General features: G+C 61.3%; 22 protein-coding genes and 1 pseudogene. 7 read left to right on the forward strand and 16 right to left on the reverse strand.

Features of this window, described 5'->3' with window-relative positions; all coding sequences use genetic code 11:
- Nucleotides 1-18: 18 nt before the first annotated feature.
- The 7 genes and pseudogenes from NZ585_10710 to NZ585_10740 all read right to left on the reverse strand — a co-directional run bounded on the left by NZ585_10710 (nucleotide 19) and on the right by NZ585_10740 (nucleotide 7297).
- Complete coding sequence (locus tag NZ585_10710; GenBank protein MCS7080500.1) at nucleotides 19-1062, reverse strand: 2-oxoacid:ferredoxin oxidoreductase subunit beta; 1044 nt, start codon at nucleotides 1060-1062, stop codon at nucleotides 19-21.
- 63 nt (nucleotides 1063-1125) lie between these two features.
- Nucleotides 1126-2979 (reverse strand): 2-oxoacid:acceptor oxidoreductase subunit alpha, encoded by a 1854-nt coding sequence (locus tag NZ585_10715; GenBank protein ID MCS7080501.1) that lies wholly within the window; start codon nucleotides 2977-2979, stop codon nucleotides 1126-1128.
- Nucleotides 2980-3098: 119 nt separating this feature from the next.
- Complete coding sequence (locus NZ585_10720) at nucleotides 3099-3566, reverse strand: CBS domain-containing protein (GenBank protein ID MCS7080502.1); 468 nt, start codon at nucleotides 3564-3566, stop codon at nucleotides 3099-3101.
- A gap of 167 nt (nucleotides 3567-3733) precedes the next feature.
- Complete coding sequence (locus tag NZ585_10725) at nucleotides 3734-4273, reverse strand: hypothetical protein (GenBank protein ID MCS7080503.1); 540 nt, start codon at nucleotides 4271-4273, stop codon at nucleotides 3734-3736.
- 124 nt (nucleotides 4274-4397) lie between these two features.
- Nucleotides 4398-5507 carry a hypothetical protein gene (locus NZ585_10730; GenBank protein ID MCS7080504.1) on the reverse strand — a complete coding sequence of 370 codons (1110 nt, stop codon included), beginning with the start codon at nucleotides 5505-5507 and terminating at the stop codon, nucleotides 4398-4400.
- Nucleotides 5508-5603: 96 nt separating this feature from the next.
- Nucleotides 5604-6053 carry a hotdog fold thioesterase gene (locus tag NZ585_10735; protein ID MCS7080505.1) on the reverse strand — a complete coding sequence of 150 codons (450 nt, stop codon included), beginning with the start codon at nucleotides 6051-6053 and terminating at the stop codon, nucleotides 5604-5606.
- A gap of 107 nt (nucleotides 6054-6160) precedes the next feature.
- A pseudogene (locus tag NZ585_10740) lies at nucleotides 6161-7297 on the reverse strand (hydroxymethylglutaryl-CoA reductase).
- A gap of 366 nt (nucleotides 7298-7663) precedes the next feature.
- Here NZ585_10740 and NZ585_10745 point away from each other — a divergent pair.
- The 5 genes from NZ585_10745 to NZ585_10765 are packed head-to-tail and all read left to right on the forward strand — an operon-like array spanning nucleotide 7664 to nucleotide 12317.
- Nucleotides 7664-8650 carry a hypothetical protein gene (locus tag NZ585_10745; protein MCS7080506.1) on the forward strand — a complete coding sequence of 329 codons (987 nt, stop codon included), beginning with the start codon at nucleotides 7664-7666 and terminating at the stop codon, nucleotides 8648-8650.
- Between the two features lie 59 nt (nucleotides 8651-8709).
- Nucleotides 8710-9450 (forward strand): ribonuclease III, encoded by a 741-nt coding sequence (gene rnc / locus NZ585_10750; protein MCS7080507.1) that lies wholly within the window; start codon nucleotides 8710-8712, stop codon nucleotides 9448-9450.
- Complete coding sequence (locus tag NZ585_10755) at nucleotides 9437-10756, forward strand: AsmA-like C-terminal region-containing protein (protein MCS7080508.1); 1320 nt, start codon at nucleotides 9437-9439, stop codon at nucleotides 10754-10756. Before rnc ends, NZ585_10755 begins: the two co-directional genes overlap by 14 nt.
- Nucleotides 10757-10764: 8 nt before the next feature.
- On the forward strand, nucleotides 10765-11388 hold the full coding sequence (locus NZ585_10760; protein ID MCS7080509.1) for a methyltransferase domain-containing protein: 624 nt from the start codon (nucleotides 10765-10767) through the stop codon (nucleotides 11386-11388).
- Nucleotides 11385-12317: an SDR family oxidoreductase gene (locus tag NZ585_10765; protein MCS7080510.1), complete on the forward strand. Its 933-nt coding sequence runs from the start codon at nucleotides 11385-11387 to the stop codon at nucleotides 12315-12317. The genes NZ585_10760 and NZ585_10765 overlap by 4 nt, the downstream gene beginning before the upstream one ends.
- On the opposite strand, the gene NZ585_10770 is transcribed toward NZ585_10765, so the two are convergent.
- The 4 genes from NZ585_10770 to NZ585_10785 all read right to left on the reverse strand — a co-directional run bounded on the left by NZ585_10770 (nucleotide 12304) and on the right by NZ585_10785 (nucleotide 16286).
- Complete coding sequence (locus NZ585_10770) at nucleotides 12304-13473, reverse strand: hypothetical protein (GenBank protein ID MCS7080511.1); 1170 nt, start codon at nucleotides 13471-13473, stop codon at nucleotides 12304-12306. The genes NZ585_10765 and NZ585_10770 overlap by 14 nt on opposite strands.
- 105 nt (nucleotides 13474-13578) lie before the next feature.
- A complete protein-coding gene (gene feoB, locus NZ585_10775; protein MCS7080512.1) occupies nucleotides 13579-15780 on the reverse strand; it encodes a ferrous iron transport protein B in 2202 nt (733 codons plus the stop codon).
- A 9-nt stretch (nucleotides 15781-15789) separates the two neighbouring features.
- Nucleotides 15790-16014, reverse strand: a complete 225-nt coding sequence (locus NZ585_10780; protein MCS7080513.1) for a ferrous iron transport protein A — start codon at nucleotides 16012-16014, stop codon at nucleotides 15790-15792.
- Nucleotides 16011-16286, reverse strand: coding sequence for a ferrous iron transport protein A (locus NZ585_10785; GenBank protein ID MCS7080514.1), 276 nt, complete (start codon nucleotides 16284-16286; stop codon nucleotides 16011-16013). The genes NZ585_10780 and NZ585_10785 overlap by 4 nt, the downstream gene beginning before the upstream one ends.
- Before the next feature lie 231 nt (nucleotides 16287-16517).
- Between NZ585_10785 and NZ585_10790 the strand changes: the two genes are divergently transcribed.
- Complete coding sequence (locus tag NZ585_10790) at nucleotides 16518-16862, forward strand: DUF190 domain-containing protein (protein ID MCS7080515.1); 345 nt, start codon at nucleotides 16518-16520, stop codon at nucleotides 16860-16862.
- Between the two features lie 5 nt (nucleotides 16863-16867).
- Here NZ585_10790 and NZ585_10795 read toward each other — a convergent pair whose 3' ends face one another.
- From NZ585_10795 to NZ585_10815, 5 genes are all read right to left on the reverse strand, one after another.
- A complete protein-coding gene (locus NZ585_10795; protein MCS7080516.1) occupies nucleotides 16868-18247 on the reverse strand; it encodes an ATP-binding protein in 1380 nt (459 codons plus the stop codon).
- A 6-nt stretch (nucleotides 18248-18253) separates the two neighbouring features.
- The gene (locus NZ585_10800; protein ID MCS7080517.1) at nucleotides 18254-18961 is read right to left on the reverse strand and encodes a response regulator transcription factor; all 708 of its coding nucleotides are present in this window, start codon (nucleotides 18959-18961) and stop codon (nucleotides 18254-18256) included.
- Nucleotides 18962-18978: 17 nt separating this feature from the next.
- The gene (hemH, locus tag NZ585_10805) at nucleotides 18979-20037 is read right to left on the reverse strand and encodes a ferrochelatase (protein ID MCS7080518.1); all 1059 of its coding nucleotides are present in this window, start codon (nucleotides 20035-20037) and stop codon (nucleotides 18979-18981) included.
- A gap of 114 nt (nucleotides 20038-20151) precedes the next feature.
- Nucleotides 20152-21663, reverse strand: coding sequence for an aldehyde dehydrogenase family protein (locus NZ585_10810; GenBank protein MCS7080519.1), 1512 nt, complete (start codon nucleotides 21661-21663; stop codon nucleotides 20152-20154).
- Nucleotides 21664-21761: 98 nt separating this feature from the next.
- Nucleotides 21762-22793, reverse strand: a complete 1032-nt coding sequence (locus NZ585_10815; GenBank protein MCS7080520.1) for an alpha/beta fold hydrolase — start codon at nucleotides 22791-22793, stop codon at nucleotides 21762-21764.
- Nucleotides 22794-23241: 448 nt separating this feature from the next.
- On the opposite strand from NZ585_10815, the gene NZ585_10820 reads away from it, so the two are divergent.
- Nucleotides 23242-23760 carry a hypothetical protein gene (locus NZ585_10820; protein MCS7080521.1) on the forward strand — a complete coding sequence of 173 codons (519 nt, stop codon included), beginning with the start codon at nucleotides 23242-23244 and terminating at the stop codon, nucleotides 23758-23760.
- Nucleotides 23761-23770 lie beyond the last annotated feature (10 nt).

Raw genomic sequence — 23770 nt, forward strand, 5'->3', positions numbered from 1 at the left:
CAACGCAAGCGCGGCCGTTTACTCAACCACCCACGTGTCGCCGCTGTTGAGGAGCTTTTCTAGGTCGCCGCGTCCACCTGCCATCGCCGTCTCGATCTGCTGCGCCATCAAGTCCTCAAACGTTGGCCTGACGACATTCCGAAACACGCCCATCGGCACGGGGAACTCCGGGAAATCCATCTGCGTCAGCAGATACGCCAGCGTTGGGTCTTCGGCATGCTCGTCGTGAACGAGCAAATCATCCACCGTGATACCGTTTTCCCCAATCGTGACGACCTCCGGCTTGATGCCGTTGAGTCGAATGCCCTTGTTCCGATCCTTGCCGAAAATCATCGGCTTGCCATGCTCCAAGTAGAGCATGTTGTCGGCGCGCACTTCCTTGTCGCTGATATGCTTGTACGCACCGTCGTTGAAGATGTTGCAGTTCTGATAAATCTCGATGAACGACACGCCCTTGTGCCGCGCCGCCCGCTCGATGGTCGCCGCAAGGTGCTTGGTGTCCACGTCAATCGAGCGCGCCACAAAAGTCGCCTCAGAGGCAATGGCAACGCAGAGCGGATTGATTGGCCGCTCAATACTGCCCATCGGACTTGACTTCGTTTTCTTGCCGAACTCCGAAGTCGGCGAGTACTGTCCCTTCGTTAGGCCGTAAATGCGGTTGTTGAACAACAGCACATTCACGTCCAAGTTGCGGCGCATGATGTGGATGAAGTGATTGCCGCCGATGGAGAGGCCGTCGCCGTCGCCAGTAATGACCCATACCGACAGATTCGGGTTGGCGACCTTGATGCCGGTGGCGATCGTCGGCGCACGGCCGTGAATGGTGTGAAAACCGTAGGTGTTCATGTAGTACGGGAAGCGGCTCGAACAACCGATGCCCGACACAAACACGAGGTTCTCACGTGGGATATTGAGCTTGGGGAGCACCGACTGCACCTGAAAGAGAATCGAGTAGTCCCCGCAGCCCGGACACCAACGAACTTCCTGATCCGAGATGAAGTCCGTCCGTTGGAGATTGAGCGGCGTCTCAGATGCGCCGGCGATTTTGAGTGGTTCGGTCATGGTTGTGTCATCCTGTCGCAGCCGCGCGGGGGCGGCGCGGCGCGTGAAATACTGTTATCAATGTCATAGCAACGCCTTGCAGTGTGCCACCAGTTCGGAAATTTTGAACGGCTTGCCGGCCACCTTGTTGATGCTCACGCTGTCCACCAAGAACTTGCCGCGAATCAGCAGGTTGAGCTGCCCAAGGTTGAGCTCGGCGACGGCGACCCGCTTGAATCGTTTGAGCACGTCGCCCAGATTGCGGGGGAAGGGATTCAAGTAGCGCAAGTGAACATTGGACACCCGATACCCCTGCCGGCGCAGCTCCTCGGTCGCCGTCGCAATTGCGCCGTACGTGCCGCCCCATCCCACCACCAGCAGATCGCCTTCTGGGTCGCCCTCTACCACAGCGTCGGGGATGAAATTCGCAATGCGGGCGATTTTTTCGGCGCGCAGCCGCACCATAAAATCGTGGTTCGCCGGATCATAGCTGACGTTCCCCGTGCGGTGTTGTTTTTCAAGACCGCCAATGCGGTGTTCAAGACCTGGTGTTCCCGGTATCGCCCAGGGACGCGCCAAGGTCTGCTCATCCCGCTCATAGGGCAGAAAGCCCTTTGGGTCCTGCCGCAGCGCCACCTTCATCGCCGGTAGCTCCGAAAGCTGCGGAATCCGCCACGGCTCGGCGCCGTTGGCAATGTAGCCGTCTGAAAGATAGAAAACCGGCGTCATAAACGTGACCGCCAGCCGGACAGCCTCCACCGCCATGTAGAAGCAATCGCTGGGTGAAGATGGGGCAACCACGGCGACAGGACACTCGCCGTTGCGGCCATAGAGCGCCTGAAGCAGGTCCGCCTGCTCGGTTTTGGTCGGCAACCCTGTGGATGGACCGCCCCGTTGAACGTTGATAATCACTACCGGCAGTTCAGTCATGACCGCCAAGCCGATAGCTTCGCTTTTGAGGCAGACGCCGGGACCGCTCGTGCCCGTCAGGCCGATATGTCCAGCAAAAGCCGCGCCAATCGCAGCCCCCATCGCGGCGATTTCATCCTCGGCCTGAAAGGATTTGATGCCGAAGTTCTTCAGCCGCGATAACTCGTGTAGAATGTCCGAGGCCGGCGTAATCGGGTAGCTGCCGTAAAACAGCGGCCGCCCCGCCAACTCCGCCGCTGTGACAAACCCCAACGCCGTCGCTTCGTTGCCGGTGATTTTGCGGTACTTACCCGGCGGCAGATTCGCCTTCCGCACCCGATAGTGCGTCGTGAAAATCTCCGTCGTGTCCGCGTAGTCGAAACCAGCCTTAAGCGCTCGCCGGTTCGCTTCGGCGATTTCCGGCTTGGCCGCAAACTTCTGCTCAATCCACCGATAGGTCGGCTCCAACGGCCGGTCAAACAACGCAAAAACAATCCCCAGCGCAAAGAAGTTCTTACAACGTTCCTTGTTGCGCTTGGTCATCTCCATGTCGGCCAGCGCGTTGTAAGTCAGGTCCGTAATCGGGATTGAAATCAGTCGGTAACCCGCCAGCGAACCGTCCGTCAGCGGGTTGGAGGTGTAGCCGGCCTTATCGAGGTTCGCCTTGGTGAACTCGTTTTCATTGACAATCAAAATGCCGCCTTCGTGCAGGTCGGGCAGATTGACCTTCAGGGCGGCTGGGTTCATCGCCACAAGGACATCCGGCTCATCGCCAGGTGTGCGGATGTCCATGCTGGAGAAGTTGACTTGGAAGCCGGAGACGCCCGGCAAACTGCCCTGCGGCGCGCGAATCTCGGCGGGAAAATCCGGCAACGTACTGATGTCGTTACCTAGTAGCGCCGCTGTGTTTGTAAACTGCGTCCCGGTCAACTGCATGCCGTCGCCGGAGTCACCGGCGAAGCGAATGGTAACAGAAGTGACTTCCTGAACTCTTTCTTCAGTGTTGCCAAGGATGGCTGTGGATGACATCGAGAGAACTCCCCATGATGGCAAACGTTGTTGTTTGACAGGCCGGCTTTCAGAAAGCGTTGCTTTCTGTAGGTGCTGCGTCGGCCGCATCGCAGGCGGCGGCGCAGCGCCCCAACCGGCTAACCGCCTTCCACCGTCAGGCTCTTCTGGTCAAGTTTGGGCGGGAGATTGACGACATCCTTGGGGAAGTGATCAACGATGAAACTGATGATGTGCCGGGTGGAAATCACACCAAGGATGCGGCCGTCCGCATCCAACACCGGCAAATGCCGGTAGTTCCCGCGATCCATCAAACGCATCGCCTCAAGGATGGTGGCGTCTTCGCGGATGGTTGTCGGGTTGGGCGTCATGAAGTGACGCACGGCGGCGTCGTACCCAACCCCAAGACCGATGACTTTGAGCAGATAATCGCGTTCCGTCACAATCCCCAGCAAACGCCCGTCCTCACAGACGAAAGCGTAACCGGCGCGCTCGGCCATCATCGCCTTGATGGCGTCCGCCAGTGAGGTTTCAGGCGCGACCACCACAGGACGCGATGGCTCTAGGTGCCGAACTTTCCATTCACGGATGACCTGTTCAAGGGGCATAGCGGTGACCAGCGGCGCGGCCCGTGCGCCACACTTTAGAGTTTAGGGTCTCACAAACCCGCCCGGCGCCGGCGGGTTCACCGACCACCACCGGCAGGCGGATGCTATGTGAGAAACGTCACGCTTGGCAATGCTCACCGCTCAAAAGACGCGCCGCCACACGATAACTAGGCTTGCGCTGGTAGGGCCGCCTCAGGAGCTGCAACTGGCTGCGTTGCTCCAGCCAAGACATCACCGAGAAGAACATGGTTGAGGTGCGTCGCCAGCGAATCCGCTTCATCAGCGTCCAGTCCCCGCAGCAGTGGCGTCTCGACTGCGCCTTGCCGAACGCCTAACACACCCCACGCCCCAAAGAAGCGCGCTGTGGACGCCTCGTAGGCTTCGCCCAAGACATACAAACGGTCGCCAATGCGTTCGACAACCAATTCCGGCAGCCCGGCAATAGCGCCCATTGCCCGCCGGAACAACAACCAAGTTGTGTACAGACCAGCTGCGCCCAGCGCGAGCCACACCACCCCGACCGGCGAAAACCCCTGCATCAGTCCAGCGGCGGCCGCCATCGTCGTCACAAATGACACCACGGCGAAGCCAACCGCCAGCAGCGACTTCAAAACATCCGCCAACTCACCTGGGCGGGTCAGCCACAGCTTCCGCTCCGTGAAGATGATGCTTCGACCATTCGACAACAAGTACGATTCACGCTTCATGATGACAACCTCACAGCGGCGTCGCAGCGCCACTGCGCGCTACAACGCATCCGGGACGTCTTAGTTGTGCGCCTGCAAACGCGCAAAGTCAATGGTTTTCAACGCACTTTCACCGTACGCCGCTTCAGCGCAGGGTCAACGCCAGATGTTCAATGTACGCTCGCGGGCCGGACACGCCGCCCGGCGGCCGGCGCAGTGTCTGGAGGCAGGTTTCAAGCGCCTGCATCACTACCGCCGAGTCCATCTCTCGTTCAACATTTTCACGATGAATTTGCCGGCACAGTGCCACACCTTCATCAATGGCTTCAAGGAGAAAGGCGACCGCCAAGGCATCGTGTTCCAGCGGAATGTCCTTTCCGTCCATCGTCGCCGCCAAGGACAACGTCAACGCCTGCTCGACGTCGGCGTCCACGATAAAGGGGTTGGGTACAGCGGCGTCCGCGATGTGGCGTTCAATAGAAAAGACCGTTCCGCGCTGGAGGTCCTGCGTCATCGCTAACCCAACGGCGTCTTCGAGCCCTTCCGGCGGGATGGCGCGTACCGGTGTGTCCCAGCCTTCTGGGCGCAGCGTCAAGCGGTCGGACTCAACAATGGCCGTCCGGTAGCGGACATGTTGCGGCAGGGCGTAACGCGGATGCCGCGCGCCCAGTTGCTTCCTCTGCGCCCGGTCGGAAAGGTAATAGCCGTCCACACCGCCGAGGGCGTTTTTCTTGATTTGTTCGGCGTAGTCATTTGGCAGCGGATCGTCGGAAACCGGACAGAAAAAGACGCCCGGCGGGAGCGACGCCGGCGGCAACTCGTCGAATCGCGCCAGAAAGTCGGCGAAATTGTCCGGCGGCGGCTTCTCAATGTAGTCGTTAATCCGCTTGCCGTAGGCAATGACGCGCGCCGCCTGTACTTTGTCGGCCGGCAGCCAGCGGAACGGCGCTTCGTCCATGCGCCGCCGGAGTTCATCAAGGGTCATCCGCTCAAAGAAAACTTTGATGACGCCGTCGCGTAGTTCATCAATGCACAGCAAGGCGACATCGTGTAGCGCCGACGCCGACTGAACATCCTCAGTGACCGGCTTCGCGTGGAGCAAAAAGCGCAAACCAAGATAGCGCCCCCAAACCATGCCAGGCGAAGTGAAACCGGATGGAGCGGGCGGCGCCGGGTGGGCAACCGTCGCTTGGCGTTGAGCAGCTGCTTGGCGCTGCTGCGCCCGAATTTTCTGTGCTTTGGTTTTTTTCGGCATAAGTTCAAGACACCCTACGCCGCCTTGACGCGCCGCCGTTGCTCCGCCTCCTTCAGCAACAGAGCGGCCGTCCGGCGACGCAAGAACTTTGTAGCGCTAAACCACCGGTGGTGGCGCAGGACGATTTAGCACGGCGATTGTCAGACGACTGACGCACACCAATCGCCCTTCGTCGTCGCGGATTTTGATGTCCCACACATGGGTGCTTGATCCGATATGCAACGCCGTCACCGTTCCGTGAACGTAGCCTTCGCGCACGGCGCGAACATGGTTGGCGTTGATTTCCAGACCGACAACCATGCGTTCCGGGGACACGAGATGCGAGGCGACGCTTCCCAGCGTCTCCGCCAAAGCGACGGAAGCGCCGCCGTGGAGCAGTCCGAAGGGCTGCTTTGTTCGGTCGTCAACGGGCATGCGCGCCCGCAAGTAGGTGGGCGTCACTTCGGTAAACTCAATCCCCAAGTGCGCTGCAAGGCCAAACCGCGCGGAGCTTAGCGCCGCTGGGTCGGCGTCAGAGGGGAAAACGGCCAGTTGGACTTCGTTCATATGAGGGTATTTTTCAACGTATCCGGTGCAGGGAGAGCCGTCGTGGCGCCAAAGCAACTTCACGGCCGCCTCTGCTCGGTATAGTCAGTTAGGGTTGGGGGGGAATCTCAGCGATTGCGTCCGTACTGTTCGTGGCTTGACACCCAATCATGCGAACTGATCGCCGAAGCCAGCGACAGTTCGCCAGCCAGGACGACGGCCGCCACGATTTCAGCAAGTTTATTGACCTTCCCAGGGCCGTCGCAGCCTAGGAGCTTCAGGCACTCTTTCTGAGTCGGCAATCCCGTGCCGCCGCCGTACGTCGCCACAATTAGCGACGGGATTGTGATGGAAATGTAAAGGGCGTCGTCCGGGGTGTGTTCGCAGTAGAGAATGGCGGCCGACGACTCCGAAACGTTGGCGACATCCTGTCCCGTGGCGATAAACATCGCCGTCACACCGTTGGCCGAGTGCGCCCCGTTGTTGTTGACGCCTGACAGAAAGCCGCCGATGGACTGGACCTGAAAGTGATAGTGCAGCGACTCCGGCGAGGTGTGCATGACCTGCCGCAACAGGTCGCCGGGGATGGTTGCTTCGGCTGTTACGCGCTTGCCGCGCGTCATAATGCTGTTGATTTGGGACGCTTTTTTGTCGGTGGCGAAGTTGGATTCCAGAAACCAGCGGACAACTTTGTTGTTGTTCTCGACAATCCACTGACAGGCAAAGTAGGTCGCACGCCCGACCATGTTCTGTCCGGCGGCGTCGCCTGTCGAATAGTTAAAGCGCGTGAAAAGAAACTTGTTCGACTGGTAGAACTCAATGCTGAGCAGCTTCCCGACCCGCGTCGTGGACTCGGCGGCGGCCTTGATCTGGCTGAAGTGCTCGCGCAACCAGTCGGCGAAATCGCGGGCGTCGCGGGCGTTTTGGAAGACGAACACCGGCGCGCGCTGCATCTGGTCAGCCGCAACCGTACACAGCACACCGCCCGCCATCGTCAGCGCCTTCATGCCGCGATTGTAGCTAGCGACGAGCGTCCCCTCAGAGGTCGCCAGCGGGATCAGAAACTCGCCCTGCGCATGCTCTCCGTGAATGAGAATCGGCCCGGCCAACCCAATCGGCACTTGCGCGACGCCGATAAAGTTCTCGATGTTGCCACGGCATACATGCGGATCAAAGGAGTAGCGATTGATGTGTTGGAGCGGTTCACCGATTCGCTCCTGAACCAGTTCCTGCCGCCGCCGAATGATTTCCTCGGTATAGTCATCTTCTTTACTGTACGGAACGCGCACGGAAGCCATAGTTGAGTTCTCCTTGGGAAGGATTACAGAGCCGGGAGCGCAAAACATGAACAGCGCGCGTTATACATCAGTGGCGTGGCGCGTCAACCCTGATTCCTCACTTGGTCGGTCGCTTGCCCACAGGGCGTAACTTTTCCACGTTGGTCGTCGTTTGACAAACCTTCGGGGGCTTGCCAGCATCATCGCTTCGGTTGAACGCTTTCTTCCAGTTGGAACTAGACAGTCTCAGCGCGTGTCCCATCCATACAGCCGCGCTCGACCAGCCGCAGTTGGTCGCCGGCCCAGTCTTAAAAACACCTTAGTTTGAACCACTTCGAGGAGAGCTGATTTGCCATGAAGACTGTTTCGATCGCCGTCCTGAGCCTCGCGCTCATCGCGGGGCCGGTTGGCTTCACCGCCGTTGCTGATGAGCTTGGGGCGGCTCGGCCGCAAGACACTGCCGCCAAGCAGCGCAAAGAGTACGACGATTACAAAAAGATTGAGGCCGAGCAGGATCCGGTCAAAAAACTTGAACTGGCCCGCGCGTTTTTTGAATCCGATCCGACGCCGACCTACGTCAAGTATGTGCAGGGGCAGGTCAACGCCGCCCGCTATGCGCTGTTTACACGCTACAAGGAAGCCGGCGATCTAGCTAACGCCGCTAAAATCGCCGCTGAGTACGTCGCGGCGGTGCCCGAGACCGATTTGTTTTTCGCCTTCCAGTTGACGACGCTGGCAGAAAGCCAAGCCCTCAAGAAAGGCGTCGTACCGGCGGCGGCCGACGCCTGGGCGGAAGCCGCTAAGTATGCCACCACGGCGCTTAAGCTTGTTGTCGAGGAAAACAAGAGCGACAGGATGCTCTATGACGAGAAAACGACGACGTGGGATAAGGTCAAGCCGGGCTTCATTGCTTACTTCCACCGCCTTCAGGCGTTCGCCCACTTTACCGCCAACCGCAACGATGAAGCCGAAAAAGCGCTGCTGGCCTCGATTGAGGCGAAGTGCGACGCTTATCCCGACGTGTACTTCCTGCTCGGCCAAATCCACAACACGCGGTATGACCAAAAAGCTGAAGCCTTCAACAAGCTGAACGGCGAACAGCAAGCCGGAGAACACGGACAGCAGCTTTTGCAGGGGGCGAAGGACGAAGCGAGAAAGGCGTCCGAGTTTTTCGCGCGCGGCATCATCGTCGCTGAAATGTCGCCGAACAAAGACGCCTACAAGACGCTCATCGCCAACGCCCGCAAAGAACTTGAGGACGCCTACGAAATTTGGAACGACGGTAAGAAAGACGGTCTGAACGAATATATGGCGAGCTTCAAATCAAGCTGCCGGCTCTAAGGTCCGAACAGCGCTCGAACCGGCGTACAACCGGCGATAATGATGGAAGCGGCGACCGCATGACGCCAAAGCATGGTAGTCAGGCTTTTGAGGCTCAGATGGCCCGGCTTGAAGCCAACTTGGGCTATCGCTTCGTTCGGCGTGAACTCTTAGTGGAGGCTGTCACCCATCGCTCTTACGCGCTGGAACATCCGCCCACCCCGCACAATGAACGGCTTGAGTTTCTAGGCGACGCCGTGTTGGGTTTTATCCTCTGCGCTTGGCTGGTTGAGCAATTTCCAACCGCCGGTGAGGGCGAGTTGGCTAAAGCCAAGGGCTACTTGGCTGCGTCAGCCCAGTTGGCCCGCGCCGCTGAACGGATCGGCATCGGCGCAACGTTGCGGTTAGGACGCAACGAGGAACAGCAGGGCGGCCGTCGCAAGCAAAACCTGCTCGAAAACGCCTTTGAAGCCGTGGTCGCCGCGCTGTACCTCGACGGCGGCGTTGCGGCCGCCACGCAAGCGGTGCGTCGAATTTTCGCCGAAGAGGTCGCTGCGCTGGATTTTGCGCGCATTGCCGCGCTTGACGCTAAGACGGCGCTGCAGGACTGGTTGCGCCTGCATCGCCGCCCGCTGCCCGTCTATCAAACCGTCGCCGTCGAAGGCCAGTCACACCAACCGACGTTTCACGTCATAGTCGAGATCGAGGGACGCCTGCTGGGTGAAGGACGCGGGCCAAGCCGCAAGGCGGCGGAGCAAGCCGCCGCCGCCATCGCCCTTGAGCGGTTGAGGGCCGCAGTGAAAACCGATGGCGGTTGCTAGCCTGCAAACGAACGGACTACGGCGTTGGCGATGGGCCGCCGCCGGGGCCGCTGTTTTGGCGCTGTCGCTGCTCCTGTTGTTTGCCGTCCCGCGTCTAATCCCCAGTGGCTGGTTGGTTCCCCATTTGGAAGGCCTTTTGGGACGGGCGCTTGGGACGCCAGTTTACATCTCCGAAGCGCAGGCGACGTCTTTTCTCCCGTTGACCATTGTCGTTCGGGAGGTCACGCTTGGGCAGAACCGACCTGCAGACCACTTGGCTGGTACGGTGCGCCGCGCCGAATTCGGCATCGGCTGGGTCAACCTTTTTCGCCGCCGCCCGGTCTTCACCCATTTGTTGGTGACGGAAGCGGACCTGCGGCTGGCGGGTCACGCGCGCACAACCGGCGCTGCGTCGGACGCGCCGCCCCCTCCCATCACGGCAGCGACGACGCTGCGGCTTCAAACCGGTGCGCCGACCGACGGCGACGGAGCGTTCACCATCGAACAGTTGACGGTGCAAAACAGCCGGTTGCAGTGGACAGAGACACCCTTTGTCTTCGAGCGTCTGGCAACGGAAGGGCGCGTGCGGGGGCGCGAAGTCGCGCTGGGACGGACGACAGCGGTCTGGTTAGGCGGCGCGTTGGACGCAAGCGCCGTCCGTCTAATCTTCGAGCCGGAGCGGCTGAGCTTCGCCATCACAGGGCGGCTGACGGACATCGCTGTGGAACAACTGACGACCCCGCCGGAGACGCCCGCCGTTACCGGCTCCGGAACGTTCCGGCTGGATGTCACAGGCCAGTACACCTACGCAACCCAAGCTTTCGAGAAGCTTGGCGGCTCCGGCGACGCCGCGTTGCGCAACGGCCGTCTCACTCGGATTCGGCCGGGGACGATCGGCCGCACCATGGCGGCGCCGGCCGTACGGATCGGTGGGTTTGACCTTGGAGCGCTTGGGGCGCTGCGCAAGCGCTGGCTCGAGACGTCGTCCGCCCCTGATGCCGCTGCACTGCCGGAGACGCCGCCAAACACAGATGGATTGGCCTTTCGGCAACTGGCGTTTCGCTTTGCTTTAGAAGGAACGACGGTCAAGCTCGACGGGCTAAACTGCGATGTTGAAGAAGGGCGACAAGTCACAGGACGCGGGACAATCTCGTTGGACGAACGGCCAGCGCAAATTGACTTCGACCTCCGTTTTCCGCTGACGTTCCTCACTGGCGGCGGCCTGCCGCCGCTGTTGGATGCGCTGGGTGAGCGCCAGATGATCCCCATCCGTGTCACAGGGACGTTTGAGCGCCCGGTTGTCGAGATTCTTGGGCTGCAAAGGTAAAGGCCGCCATGTTCGATGTCGCGCAGTTACCGCCGGAAGCGTTTCGACGCTGGGACGAAACACCGGACGCTTGGTTTTATGCTGCGCCGCGTTTTGTCACGCACATTGACGCTGGCGCAATCGCCGCCGTCACACAGCTTTACCGCGAGTTTTTCCCACCCGGCGGGGACATTCTCGACGTTTGTTCGAGCTGGGTGAGCCATTTGCCTGAAGAAGTCGCCTACCGACAGGTCGTCGGCGTCGGGATGAACGCCGCCGAACTTGCCGCCAATCCCCGGCTGACCCGCTGGTTTGTCCATGACTTGAATGCTGACCCGCGCCTGCCGCTGGACGACGCCGCGATGGATGCGGCGGGGCTGTGCGTTTCCGTGGATTATCTCATCCATCCGGTCGCCGTTTTACGCGACATCGGGCGTGTGTTGCGCCCTGGTGGGCCGCTGGTCGTCACGTTTTCCAACCGCTGTTTTCCGACCAAAGCCATCGCCATCTGGCTGACGCTTGACGACCACCAACGTTGTCAGTTGGTCGAAGGTTTCTTCCGAGCGGCCGGCGTCTGGCGCGACATACGGATTTTTGACCGCAGCCCCGGCGGGGGCGATCCGCTCTATGCCGTTGTTGGGAGGCGCACATGAGCGCCGATTGCCTTGTGACGGGCGGCGCCGGCTTCATCGGCAGCCACCTTGTGGAACAACTCGTCCGCGACGGCCGCCGGGTGCGCGTGGTGGACAACCTCTGCACCGGCTTCCGCCGCAATCTGGCGACGGTCGCACAGGACGTGGAATTCATCGAAGGCGCGCTGGAAGATCCAACGGTTGCAGAACGCGCTGTGGCGGGCGTCGAGGTGGTGTTTCATCAGGCGGCGCTGCCGAGCGTGCCGCGTTCAGTGCAGGACCCGTTCACCTCGCAGCGGTGCGGCGAAGTGGCGACGCTGACGCTGCTCCATGCGGCGGCGCGCGCCGGGGTGCGGCGTGTCATCTATGCTTCGTCGTCAAGCATCTACGGCGACACGCCGACGCTCCCGAAGGTGGAGACGATGCCGCCGCGCCCCCTGAGTCCCTATGCTGCGACCAAGCTGGCGGGCGAGGGTTATATGGCGGCCTACGCGGCGCTGTCCGGCATGGATACGCTGTGCCTACGCTATTTCAACGTCTTTGGGCCGCGTCAGGACGCGACCAGTCAGTACGCCGGCGTCATCGCCAAGTTTGTCGCCGTCATGACGCGCGGCGAACGCCCGACAATTTACGGTGACGGGACGGCAACGCGCGACTTTACGCCCGTCGCTAACGTCGTGGCGGCCAACCTGCTGGCGATGACGGCTTCGGGACGCTTTCAAGGCGACGTGTTCAACATCGCCTGCGGGCGGCGGATTTCCATTATGATGCTGGTGGAGCAGCTTAATCGGTTGCTGGGGACGAGCCTTGCACCGATTTATGCTCCGCCTCGGCCGGGCGACATCGCCCATTCACTAGCCGACATTGACAAGGCGCGGCGCGTTCTGGGCTACGACCCGACCGTGACGTTTGAAGAAGGCCTCCGTGAGTTAGTCGCTATGCATCGTTGAGCAGATCGTGCGCTGTTAGTTCCGGCGCGGCACGCTCGTTTTCAAACGCCAGCAGACCAAGCTGGGCGTAGTGTGGACGAATGCGGTCGCTAAGCAAACCGATGCGCTTTAGATTTGGAATGATGCGCCGGAACATGGTTCGCCGGAACATCGCCATCATGTCCGAGTGGAGCACGAGCCGATTCCACTGTGACCGACGAATCCGATGAGCAAAGTACTCGTCGTAGATTTCGTGCAGCAGGAAGCGGTTGCGCAGCAGGACGGCCATTTCAAAGGCCCAGTCCTCGCGGTCACGGCGTTCGCGTTCGGTGACTTCCTTCAAGTAGAACTCTCCCAGCGCAAGGACGCCAAAATGAACATGCCGGGCTTCGTCGGTAATGACCATTTTGAGCAACTCCCGCAGCAGCGGCTCGCCCGACAGTTGGCGCAGCATCGTGAACGCACCCAGCGCGAGGCCCTCGATCATGATTTGCATCCCTAAAAACTTCACATCCCAGCGCGAGTCGGTCATTAGGGCGTCAATGACGACGTAGAGGTTATCGTTGATGTCGTAGAGTTTTTCGAGCTTCGTCGTCAGGTAGGTGTGAAAGGCCTCGACGTGGCGGCTTTCGTCCATTACCTGCGTGCCGCCGTAGAGCTTAGCGTCCAACCAGGGTACGGCCGTGGTCGTCAGTGCGGCGGCGTAGAGCGCGCCTTGTTCACCGTGCAAAAACTGGCTCAGCAGCCAACTGGTCAGGGCATGAACCTGTTCGCGGCGCTCCCGTTCGGTCAGCTTTGACCACAACGGTAGCCAGTACGCCGGATGAAACCTTTCGGGCAGGAGTTCAGTACCTGGATCGTAAGGGTCAACCGGCTGGTCCCAGTTCAAGTCGGTGGCAGCGTTCCACTGGGCGATTTTGGCGGCTTCGGTCAGTCGCCGGATTTCCGGCTGGTTACGCTCATAGCGCCAGTCGAAGTTGGCCGGGTAGCCGACCGGCAGCGCGGTAGCGTCTTCGCGCTTGCCACGTTTCTGGATCAAGCCGCGATAGGCCGGGCCGAGCAATCCGGCCAGGACACGCACATTTCCGTTGGCAGTGGCTTGATAAAGCATTGCACCCTGCTGCATCAGGGCGTCCAACTCGGCAAGGACGGCTTCGCGTGTAGGCAGACGAAGCATGGTAAGACTGCCTCCTAAAACAGGCGATGGCGACGGGGGTCAACACGCTTACCCACAGGGTACGCTCTTGACGAACATCTGAAAAGCGCAAGTTGGAAGACTCCATTATTCCCCCAACCCTAGCCAACGACCGCCCTGATACACCAGTAGGCTGCCGACGTAGGCCAGCACGGTCATGTACACGAACATCACCGCCGGCCAGCGCCAACTGTTTGTTTCACGCCGTGCGACAGCCAGCGTAGACATGCACTGCATTGCCAGTACAAAAAACACCATGACCGAAACGGCGACCAGCGGCGAGAAAACAGGTCGCCCATCCGGGTGACGGTCGGCCTGCAATGCCGCGTGCAGGGCGCGCCCACTGACGGCTTCCTCGTCGTCGCCGACGCCATAGACAATGGCCAGCGTTCCCACAAACACTTCGCGCGCCGCAAACGCCGAAAGGACGCCGACGCCGATCTTCCAGTTGAAACCTAAGGGCGCAATCAGCGGCTCGATGAGCTTGCCGGCCTGCCCGATGAAGCTTTTTTCGCGTCGTTCCGCCTTCTCCAACCGTTCCAGCGTCTGAAGCTGAGCGGCAGCGTCCGCTTCCGTCACCGTTCCCTGCCGGACGGCCTCTGCGACGGCCGCGCGCTCGGCGGCGTAGTCGCGGCTGAGCGCCACCTGGCGCGGGTAGGCCGCCAGAAACCACAGGACAATAGCAATCGCCAAGATCACCGTACCGGCGCGATGGAGAAACTGCCCGGCGGCTGAGAACATCGTCAGCAGCACGGTGCGCGGCGACGGGATGCGGTAGGGCGGCAGTTCCATAATCAGCGGCGGGGACGCGCCGCGAATCAACGTCCGCTTAAACAGCCACCCGACGGCGACGGCGGCAATGACGCCCAGCGCATACATGGCGAACAACATGACGCCGGCCGTTGAAAACACGCCCCACAGCCGTTGTTCGGCCGGGAAGAATGCGCCGATCATCAAGGCATAGACCGGCAGGCGCGCGCTGCAACTCATCAGCGGCGCAATGAGAATCGTCACTAACCGGTCCTTGGCGTTCTCTATCGTGCGCGTCGCCGTGATGCCCGGAATGGCGCAGGCGAATGAACTCAGCAGCGGAATGAAGGCTTTGCCGCTCAAACCCACCCGGCGCATTAAGCGGTCCATAATGAACGCCGCCCGCGCCATGTAGCCCGTGTCTTCGAGCAGCGCGATAAAGAAGGTCAGAATGAGGATCTGCGGCAGAAATGTCATGACCGCGCCGACGCCCGCCAAGACGCCGTCCACCGCCAGATCATTGAATTCGCCAGGCGGCAGCACCTTGCGCGTCACCGCCGCCAGCTGCTCCACCGCCCAACCGATGGCGTCCATCGGAGCCTGCGCCCACGTGAAAATGCTTTGGAAAACAAAAAGCATCAAGCCAGCGAACAGTACTGGACCCCACAGCCGGTGCGTTACAACGGCGTCAATGCGGTCACTGGTTGTGCGCTGAAACGTCGCCGGCCGACCAATGGCGGATTGGCAGACGGTTTGTATCCAGCCATAGCGACCTTCGGCTTCCGCCGCCCACCATTCAATGCCCATCCCTTCCAGTCGTTCGCGGGCGGCCGTGACGGCGGCTTGGATATTCGGCGGCGGCGGCGTGTCGTCTTCCGTCACATCGTTGAGCAGCAGGCGTATGGCTTCACCTTCCGCCGCCGCATCCGCAACTCGATGGTCGGCGCGCAGTTGCTCCGCCAACGCGCCGACTTCCGCCTCGATGACTTGGGGCAACCGCCACCGCCGCACCGGGAGCGGCGGGAGCGGCCCGGCCAGTGTTTGACGGAGCGCCTCCACGCCGACGCCCTTGTTGGCGACGATGGGGATGACCGGAACGCCCAGCGCCTGCGCCAGCCGGTCAAGGTCAAAGGTCAGCCCCTTGGCCTCGGCCACATCCATCATGTTGAGCGCCAGCCAAACAGGCCGCCCCAACTCCATCGCCTGCGTCACAAGGTAAAGGTTGCGCTCCAAGTTGCTTGCGTCGGCGATGGCCAGAATGGCCTCCGGCGGCTCGGTGTCCGTTTGGCGTCCTAACACGACATCGCGCGTAATCCGTTCGTCGAGGGAGCGGGCGGAAAGGCTGTACACGCCCGGCAGATCAATGACGACGATTTCACGCTCTCCGACGGTGAAGCGCCCTTCCTTTTTCTCAACAGTGACGCCGGGGTAGTTGCCGACCTTCTGACGGAGGCCGGTCAGCGCGTTGAACAGCGTGGTCTTGCCGCAGTTAGGATTACCGACAAGCGCTAGACGGCGCGGGGCATGTGTTTCACCCACAGTCCGAACTCACAGTGCGGAAACTTCAACGGCGGCGGCTTCGTCTTTGCGCAACGACAGCCGGTAGCCGCGCAACTCCACTTCCAGCGGGTCGCCCAGCGGGGCGACGCGAATGACCTTGACCATAACGCCGGTTGTCATCCCCATCTCCTGTAGGCGCTGAACAATGGCGCGGCCGCCGCGTACGCGCTCAACGCGGGCCGTCGCTCCGACCTCCAGCGTATCGAGCGTCATGGCAAACGTTCCACAAGCACGCCCTGCGCCGTCCGGCGGTTGAGCGTCATTCGCACGCCGAGTACGGAACACACCAGCGGATCGCCGGCGGTGATGACGCGCACTTCGGCCGTCTCGCAGAGACCGCGTTCCCGCAGCGTTTCCGCGCCGGCGATGTCCAGAAGACGCGCAATTCGCACACGGTCGCCGGCGGGAACATCCGCCAGCGTCAACGGTCGGTCGGCGACCGGCGGCGAAGTGGAAGGACGTAAAGCGGCAAGCCACCGTTTCATAAGGGAATCAGCCTCAAGCCGGTCAGGTCTCACAGCCAGAAAGGCCGGCCGCCAACCGTAGGCGAATTGAAAACAGTTTTCAAGTTATTCTGTCCGGGCGCTTCGGTTGTTCCGCGCCGGGATGGTTGTCGCCGGCGTCGGAGACGCCGTGCCTTGCCTCGGCGCGCCGCGTTCGTGCCATGATGTCGCCGACGGCATACCCATCCGCCGACTTTGGGAGGAGCAACCCGCATGGCGGCGCGTAAACTCGAAGGCATGGCGCAGGCGCTTCAAATCTTTATCGGTGACGATGACATGTGGGAAACCGAACCGCTCCACCGGGCGTTGGTGCATCGCCTCCGCTTAGCTGGGGCGGCCGGTGTGACGGTGACGCGCGGACTGGCCGGCTTCGGCCTCAGCGGCCAGATTCGAGCGGCCGACCGGCTGGGCGGCGCAACCGACCTGCCGGTGGTGGTGACGGTAATTGACAAGCCGGAGCACATCTCCGGCCTGCTGCCCATTGTGGACGAAATGGTTCGAGACGGTCTTGTTGTCCGCTTCGATGTGGAGATTCTGCGCCACCGCGACGACGAGTGACGCGCTCAACCTGCCGCCGGGACGGCGACGCCGCCAAGGGTCGGCAGCGCCAATGTCACCTGAAAGCCGTCCGCCAGATTTTCGGCGGTGATGCATCCGCCATGAAGTTGAACCGCTTGCGCGGCAATCGCCAGTCCCAGACCGACGCCGCCGCTGGCTCGGTCGCGCGCCGTCTCAACCCGATAAAACGGCTTGAAAATCGCCTCCAGCGCATCGGACGGTACACCCTTGCCGTGATCCCGCACCGTGATGAGCAAGTTTCGCTCTTTGGCGTCAACCGTCACCTCAACCGACGACCCCTCCGGCGTGTGCCGAACGGCGTTGCGCATGACGTTTTCCAGCGCACGCCGGAGCAATTCCTCATCACCGAGGATGCGCTGATGGGCGGCCTCCGACGCAATCCGGCAGGTTACGGTTCGTCCAGCGGCGCGCGCTTCAAAGTCGGCGTCCGTGGCCACTTCCTGCGTCAGGGCGGCGACATCGAGCATTTTTGACTCGGCCAGCGTCGCCTCACTCTCCAAACGCGCCAGCGCCAGCAACTGCCCGACAAGCTCATCTAGCCGTTCGGCGTCGCGTTCGATACGCTCCAAGTACGGTCGGGCTTCCTCGCCGGCCTTGCGCTGAGCGAGTTCCAGCGCCACCCGCAACCGGGCCAGCGGCGACCGCAACTCGTGGGAAATATCGCCGAAAAGACGGCGTTGAGCCGTGACAAGCGACTCGATGCGTTCCGCCATAGCGTCGAAATCGCGCGCCAAGCCCCCGATTTCGTCCGTGAGACGCCCCAGTTTCGCGCCCGTTCGCGCCGCCAGATCGCCCGCCGCCAAGCGTTGCGCCGTCCGTCGCAGGCGGCCGATGGGGCGCGTCAAGTACCATGCCAACCCATAACACACCACGCCGCTACCGAGCACAAACACCACCAGCCGAATGACCCGCGCGCGCGTCCACATCGGGGGCGGCGGCAACAGATTGCGGTCAAACACGGTCGCTAGCAGGTAGCGCCGGCCGCCGGTGCCCGTCACTGGTCGCAACAAAAATGTCTTGCCGTCCACGACCGTAAAATCTTCGCGGCGCGCGCCGTCACGCCCCATCGGCCAGTCGGGCGGCGGCGCGCCGGCCAGTGGTTGGCCGCTCTCGTCAAGGAGCGCCGCTTGCAGCTTGGCCGTTTCCAGAACACGCCGCAGGTAATGCTCCACGGCCGCCGCTCCCTGTTGTTCGTACAGCAGGACGGCCGTTTCAGCGTAGAGCGTGGTCGCCGCCGTCAGTGTCCGGCGTCCGGGCCAGACGACATCCGAGGCCGTCAGCGAGCCGACCACCGTCACCAAGACAGTAAGCCCCGCCATCGCCAGCCAGAACCAGAGAAAGATTTTGATGAATAGCGTGCGCATAGGGCGCTAGGCGTGCGGACGCGGCTTGTTGGCGGACGAACACAGCGCGTAGAGATACCCGACGCCGCGCACCGACTTGATGCGCTCACTACCGTCTGCGTGTGGGCCGAGCTTTTTACGCAGGTTGCTGACGTGCATATCCACACTCCGGTCAAGCGGATGAAACGGACGTCCCAAAGCCCGCAACGACAGGTCATCGCGCGAGACGATTTGGCCGGCGTGCCGCAACAACTGCGTCAGGATGTCGAACTCCACCGAGGTGACGGCTACCGGCCGCCCGTCCTTGCGGACGCTGCGCGCGCCGCAGTCCAGTTCCAAATCGCCGACCGTCAGCTTTTCCGCCAGCAGCTCCGGCTTGGTTCGGCGCAGGATCGCCCGAATGCGGGCGACGAGTTCGCGCGGGTTGAAGGGCTTGGCGAGATAGTCATCCGCGCCGCTTTCGAGACCGATGATGCGATCGTCGTCGTCGCCGCGCGCCGTCAGCATCAGCGTCGGGACATGCGATACGGCTCGGATTCGCTTGAGGGTTTCAAAACCGTCCAGCTTTGGGAGCATGACATCGAGGATCAGCAGCGCGAACGGCTCGTTGGTCGCCCGCTTGACGCCAAGCTCGCCGTCGTGCGCCACCTCAACCGCAAAGCCTTCGGCGGCTAGATACTCCGCCACGAGTTCGCACAGTTCGGTGTCGTCGTCAACGACTAGAATCCGCTCCATAGCGTACGCGGAACACTTCAACCTCTAGCTGCTTGTTCCGCTAAGTGGTACTGGTGAACGGCCGTCAGCCGCGCCCGCGCCAGCGACGCTAACCCACGAATGAAGGCGCGGTGGCAGTTCAGCGCTGGGACGCGCCGGAAATGCGGGATGCCGACTTCACGGGCGAGCGCTTGGTACTGGATATCCAGTTCGTAGAGCGTCTCAATGTGCTCCGAGACGAAGCTGATTGGCACGGTCAAAATCTGCTCCCAGCCTTCGCGGGCAAAGCGCCGAATGGTGTCTTCCGTGGAAGGCTCTAGCCACCGCACTGGGCCAACCTTGCTCTGGAATGAAAGAAAATGCGGCGGACGGACCCCCAAGCGCCGTTCAAGCGCCGTCATCACGGCCGCGATGGTTCGTTCATGGTGGCGCAGGTAGGGATCGCCGCGCTCAACGTACTTGGTCGGAATACTGTGCGCGCTGAAAAGCAGCTGGACGGCTTCGGGACGCGGATCGGGGAAGCGCCGCATCTCGTCCACGATGAGGTCGGTCAGCGCTGCAATGTAGCCCGGCTCAGTTTCGTAGTGGGTGACGTAACTGCGCCGCATCTCGCGGACGCCGCCGTACTGATCAAAGCAGCCGATGAGTTTCTTGGCCGCCGCGCCGGTGGTCGTCACTGAAAAGTGGGGAAAAAGCGGCAGGACAACCAGATGCGTAATGCGGTCTTGAAGAATCTGCTGGAAGGTGCTTTCGATCAGCGGATGCCAGCACACCATGCCGACGTACACCCGTGCGCCGACGCCCTGCCGTGCAAGTTCGTCTTGGAGCGCCGCCGCCTGTGCCATTGTGATGCGCCGTTGCGGCGACCCGCCGCCGATCTGTTCGTACAACCGCATGGACTTCCGCCGCCGCAGCTTGGCGATGAGCCAACCGACCGGACGCTGCAACACCGGAAACGGCAGGCGGATAATAGAAGGGTCGGAGAAGAGGTTGCGCAGAAAAGGCTCGACGTCCGCCAGCTTTTCCGGGCCGCCCAGATTGAGGAGCAGCACGCCAGGGCGCGGCGGTTGGGGACGCTTGAAAGCTCGAATGTTCATGGTTGACGGCGGCTTTAGGCGATCACAGTAATGAATGGGGGCAAGCTACGCGACTATACGCGGCCGACCGCCAAACGCCAAGCCGCGCGTGCGTATGAAAGCGTACGCAGACGTTTAGAACGGACTCATCAGCACGTCGCCCAGTTCAACGTAGACGTTTTTGACCTGCGTGTAGTGGCGCAGCGCCTCGGCCCCGCCTTCGCGCGCATTGCCGCTTTGTTTGTAGCCGCCAAACGGCGCATGCGGGAAAAAGATGTTGTGGTTGTTGATCCACACCTGCCCGACGCGGAGTGATTTCATCAGGTTCAGCCCGCGTTTGATGTCGCGTGTCCAAACCGACGCCGCCAGCCCGTAGATTGAATCGTTCGCCTGAGCTACGGCGTCGTCTTCGTCCTCAAAGGGGATAACGGCGGCGACAGGGCCGAAGATTTCTTCGCGGGCGATCCGCATGTCGTTGCGAGCATCGGCGAAAACAGTTGGGCGCAGGTAGTTGCCGGTCTCCGGCAGGTTCGTCGGGCGGACGCCGCCCGTCACCAATCGCGCGCCTTCCCTGCGTCCCAGCTCAATGTAGCTCAACACTTTTTCATACTGGGCGCGGGTGACGAGCGGCCCGTTGTTGGTGGCTTCATCCAGCGGATGCCCGACCACCAGCCGGTCGGCCGCGGCTGCGAAACGGTCGAGAAATTCGTCATAGACACTGCGGTGGACAAACAAGCGGGTGCTCGCCGTACAGGTTTGGCCGGAGTTGTAAAACGTCCCCATCAGCGCGCCCGTCACAGCGAGGTCAAGATCGGCGTCCGGGCAGATGATGAAGGGCGATTTGCCGCCAAGTTCAAGCAGGACGCGCTTGAGCGTCCCAGCAGCGGCTCGGCTGACCAACTTACCGGTCTCTGTCCCGCCAGTGAGTGAAATCAAATCTACGTCGGGATGTTCCAGCAGGTAGGCGGCTACGTCGTGTCCGGGTTCGGTGATGATGTTGAGAACACCGTCGGGAAGGCCGGCCGCTGTACATAGTTCGCCCAGCTTTAGCGCCGTCAACGGCGTCGCCGGCGAGGGCTTGAGCACCATGCTGTTGCCGGCGGCGAGCGCCGGTGCGATTTTGAAGGCGGCCAGCGCCAGCGGGTAGTTGTTCGGCGCAAAGCCGACGCAGACGCCGATTGGCTCGCGGAGCGTAAAATCCAAGCCGGCGGCCGGCACGGGAATCGTCTCGCCGTAGATTTTGTCGGCCCAGCCGGCGAAGTGCCGAAAGGTGTCAATGACGACTGGGATTTCAAGGGCGCGCGCGTAACCAGCCGGTTTTCCCTGATCGCTTGCTTCGAGTTGGGCGAAGTCTTCCAAATGCGCTTCAAGCAAGTCGGCGATGCGGTTGAGCACTTTGGCGCGCATTGAGCCGTCGGCGTTGCGCCACGTTCCAAGTTCAAACGCGGCGCGCGCTGCCTGCACGGCGCGTTCGGCGTCGGCGATGGAAGCGTGCGGAACGGCGGCGAGAGGGCGGCCGTCAGCGGGCGACAGCGTATGAAACACACGGCCACCTTCGGCGGCGACAAGTTGGCCGTCAATGAGCATGCGGTAGGTCGGGACGGCGTCGGTCGCCGTCGCCGACGCGACGGTGGATGAAGTGGACATAACCAGGACATCCCCTTGGGTTGAGTTGGAAGTCGAAGGGTACGCTGTGCGTATCGGTCGAGCAAGCCGAACGGCCGCGGATAGCGCCTAAGCCGACCTCATTCGCCTTCACGCCACCGCCGTTTGACCCACTTGGCAATGCTCGGCCAGACGACCTCGACGGCGCTTTTCCCGATGGACAACCCATGATGCCCGCCGTTGACAGCCAACAGCTCTTTTTCCCGACTTCCCACCAGCGACATCAGCGCTTCCGATGACGCGCGCGGCACGACATCATCGTGGTTGGCGACGACATTCAACAGCGGTACGGTAATCTGTTCCAACTTAACCGTTCGCCGTCCGAGCTTGAGCCGTCCCTGCACCAGTTGGTTTTCCTGATAGCACCACTTCACAAACTGCCGAAACGTCTCACCCGGCAGCGACACCACGTCGTTGACCCAGTAATCAAAGGCCAGAAAGGTTTCAACGAAATCCTCGTTGTCGGCGTGCTGAAGCAAGTCCACGTACTTGGTGATGTTCTTCGTGGGCTTCATCATCATAAAGGTGGACTGCAAAAGCCGTTCTGGCGGATTGCCGAAGGTGTCCACGAGTTTGTCCACGTCAAAGTATTCGCGGCGCGTCCATAGGTTGAGGATGGCGTCGTTGTTGAAGTCCACGGGCGTCGCCAGCAGCACCAGTCCCCGGACACGCGCCGGATGCAACGCTGTGTACATCAGCGAGAGTGTTCCGCCCATGCAGTAGCCGAGCAGGATGACTTGCTCCGCGCTGGCGTCGGCGCAGACAGCCTCAACCGCGTGCTGTAAATACTGGTTGACGTGGTGAGCGAGTGTGAGCCGCGCGTCGCCAGCATCAGGAACGCCCCAGTCAATCATGTAGACTGGAACGCCTTCGCCAGCGAGATAGGCGACGAAACTTTTTCCCGGCGTCAGGTCAAGAATGTAGTACTTGTTGATGAGCGAGTTGACAATCAGAACCGGCCCTGGCCGCCGCCGCAACCGTTTGGGCGCAGGCGGGTAGCCAAGAACGCGCATTTTGTTTTCCTGATACACCGTCTGCGATGGCGTTGGAGCAATGTTAGGTTTTTGCCCAAGGCGGCTTAGCAAGCGCGTGATGTGCGCCAGTTGCGTCATGGTCAAGGGGGCGTTTTTCGTTTTTGGTTGGGTTTTGTAAAGGCTAATCGGCTTTGGTTTTGCGATGCAAGACGCATCGCCTTAGGCACACACGCTCCCAGCTGAAAGCTTGGAAAGCGCGTACGGATCAGCGCTCACGAATCAGCGCAGCTACGGCACGGAGACGGGCGGTGGTTTGGGCTGTCCGTCCCAGTTCCCAATCAACGGCATGTCCCCCGGCACGCCATAGTTCACCGAATGTCCGGCGGCCACCCGTGCGCGACGTCCGCAACTGAGGCCGCATCGTCAAGCCAAGGCTTACAAAGGTTCATAGAAGATTCTGACCGGTATGACGGCGTAAGCGACATCCGTACCCTAAAAACGACCAGTTTTCCTAGGGGGCCAACAGGCATAAGGTGACTGGAAGCGGCCAGTGTGTGGTTCGGTTGGCGTCTGTGGGAATCGTGCTATGTTTGCTTTGCGCCGGCGCGCCGAACGCCGTGACTTTCCGGTGACCGAGGCCCCTCTCGTGAGCAAACACAAAGCCAAAGACGAAAAACCCAAAGAAGAAAAACTCAAGGGCAAACGTCGTAAAAGCGCTGCGCCGACGATCTTTGAAAACGTCGTCGAGCAGGCGACCGAACGGTGGGAGCAACTTGTTCACAACCCAAGGTTCGCCGCCGCGCTGGCGACGGCGCTCGAACAGCCTGTGAACCTTGCCCACCGGGTACAGGAGTTGGTCAGCGTTAGTTTGCGCACGATGAACATCCCAACCCGTGAGGATTACAAGAAACTGAGTCGGCAGCTTGACGCTATCGCCGATCAACTGGATGCTATCCGTGACCGCCTTGAGGCGTTGACCGAACAAACGCCTACGTCGGTACCGCCAGCGTACGGCGCCGAGAAGGCGCGCTCTAAGGGAGGCGGACATTCGCGCAAGAAGAAAGGGCTATCTGCACCGGCTGGCAGCGCCGACGCCGATGCCTGATCAAGGCCGC

Origin of the sequence: Chloracidobacterium sp. (assembly GCA_025057975.1) — a bacterium.
Taxonomy (GTDB): domain Bacteria; phylum Acidobacteriota; class Blastocatellia; order Chloracidobacteriales; family Chloracidobacteriaceae; genus Chloracidobacterium.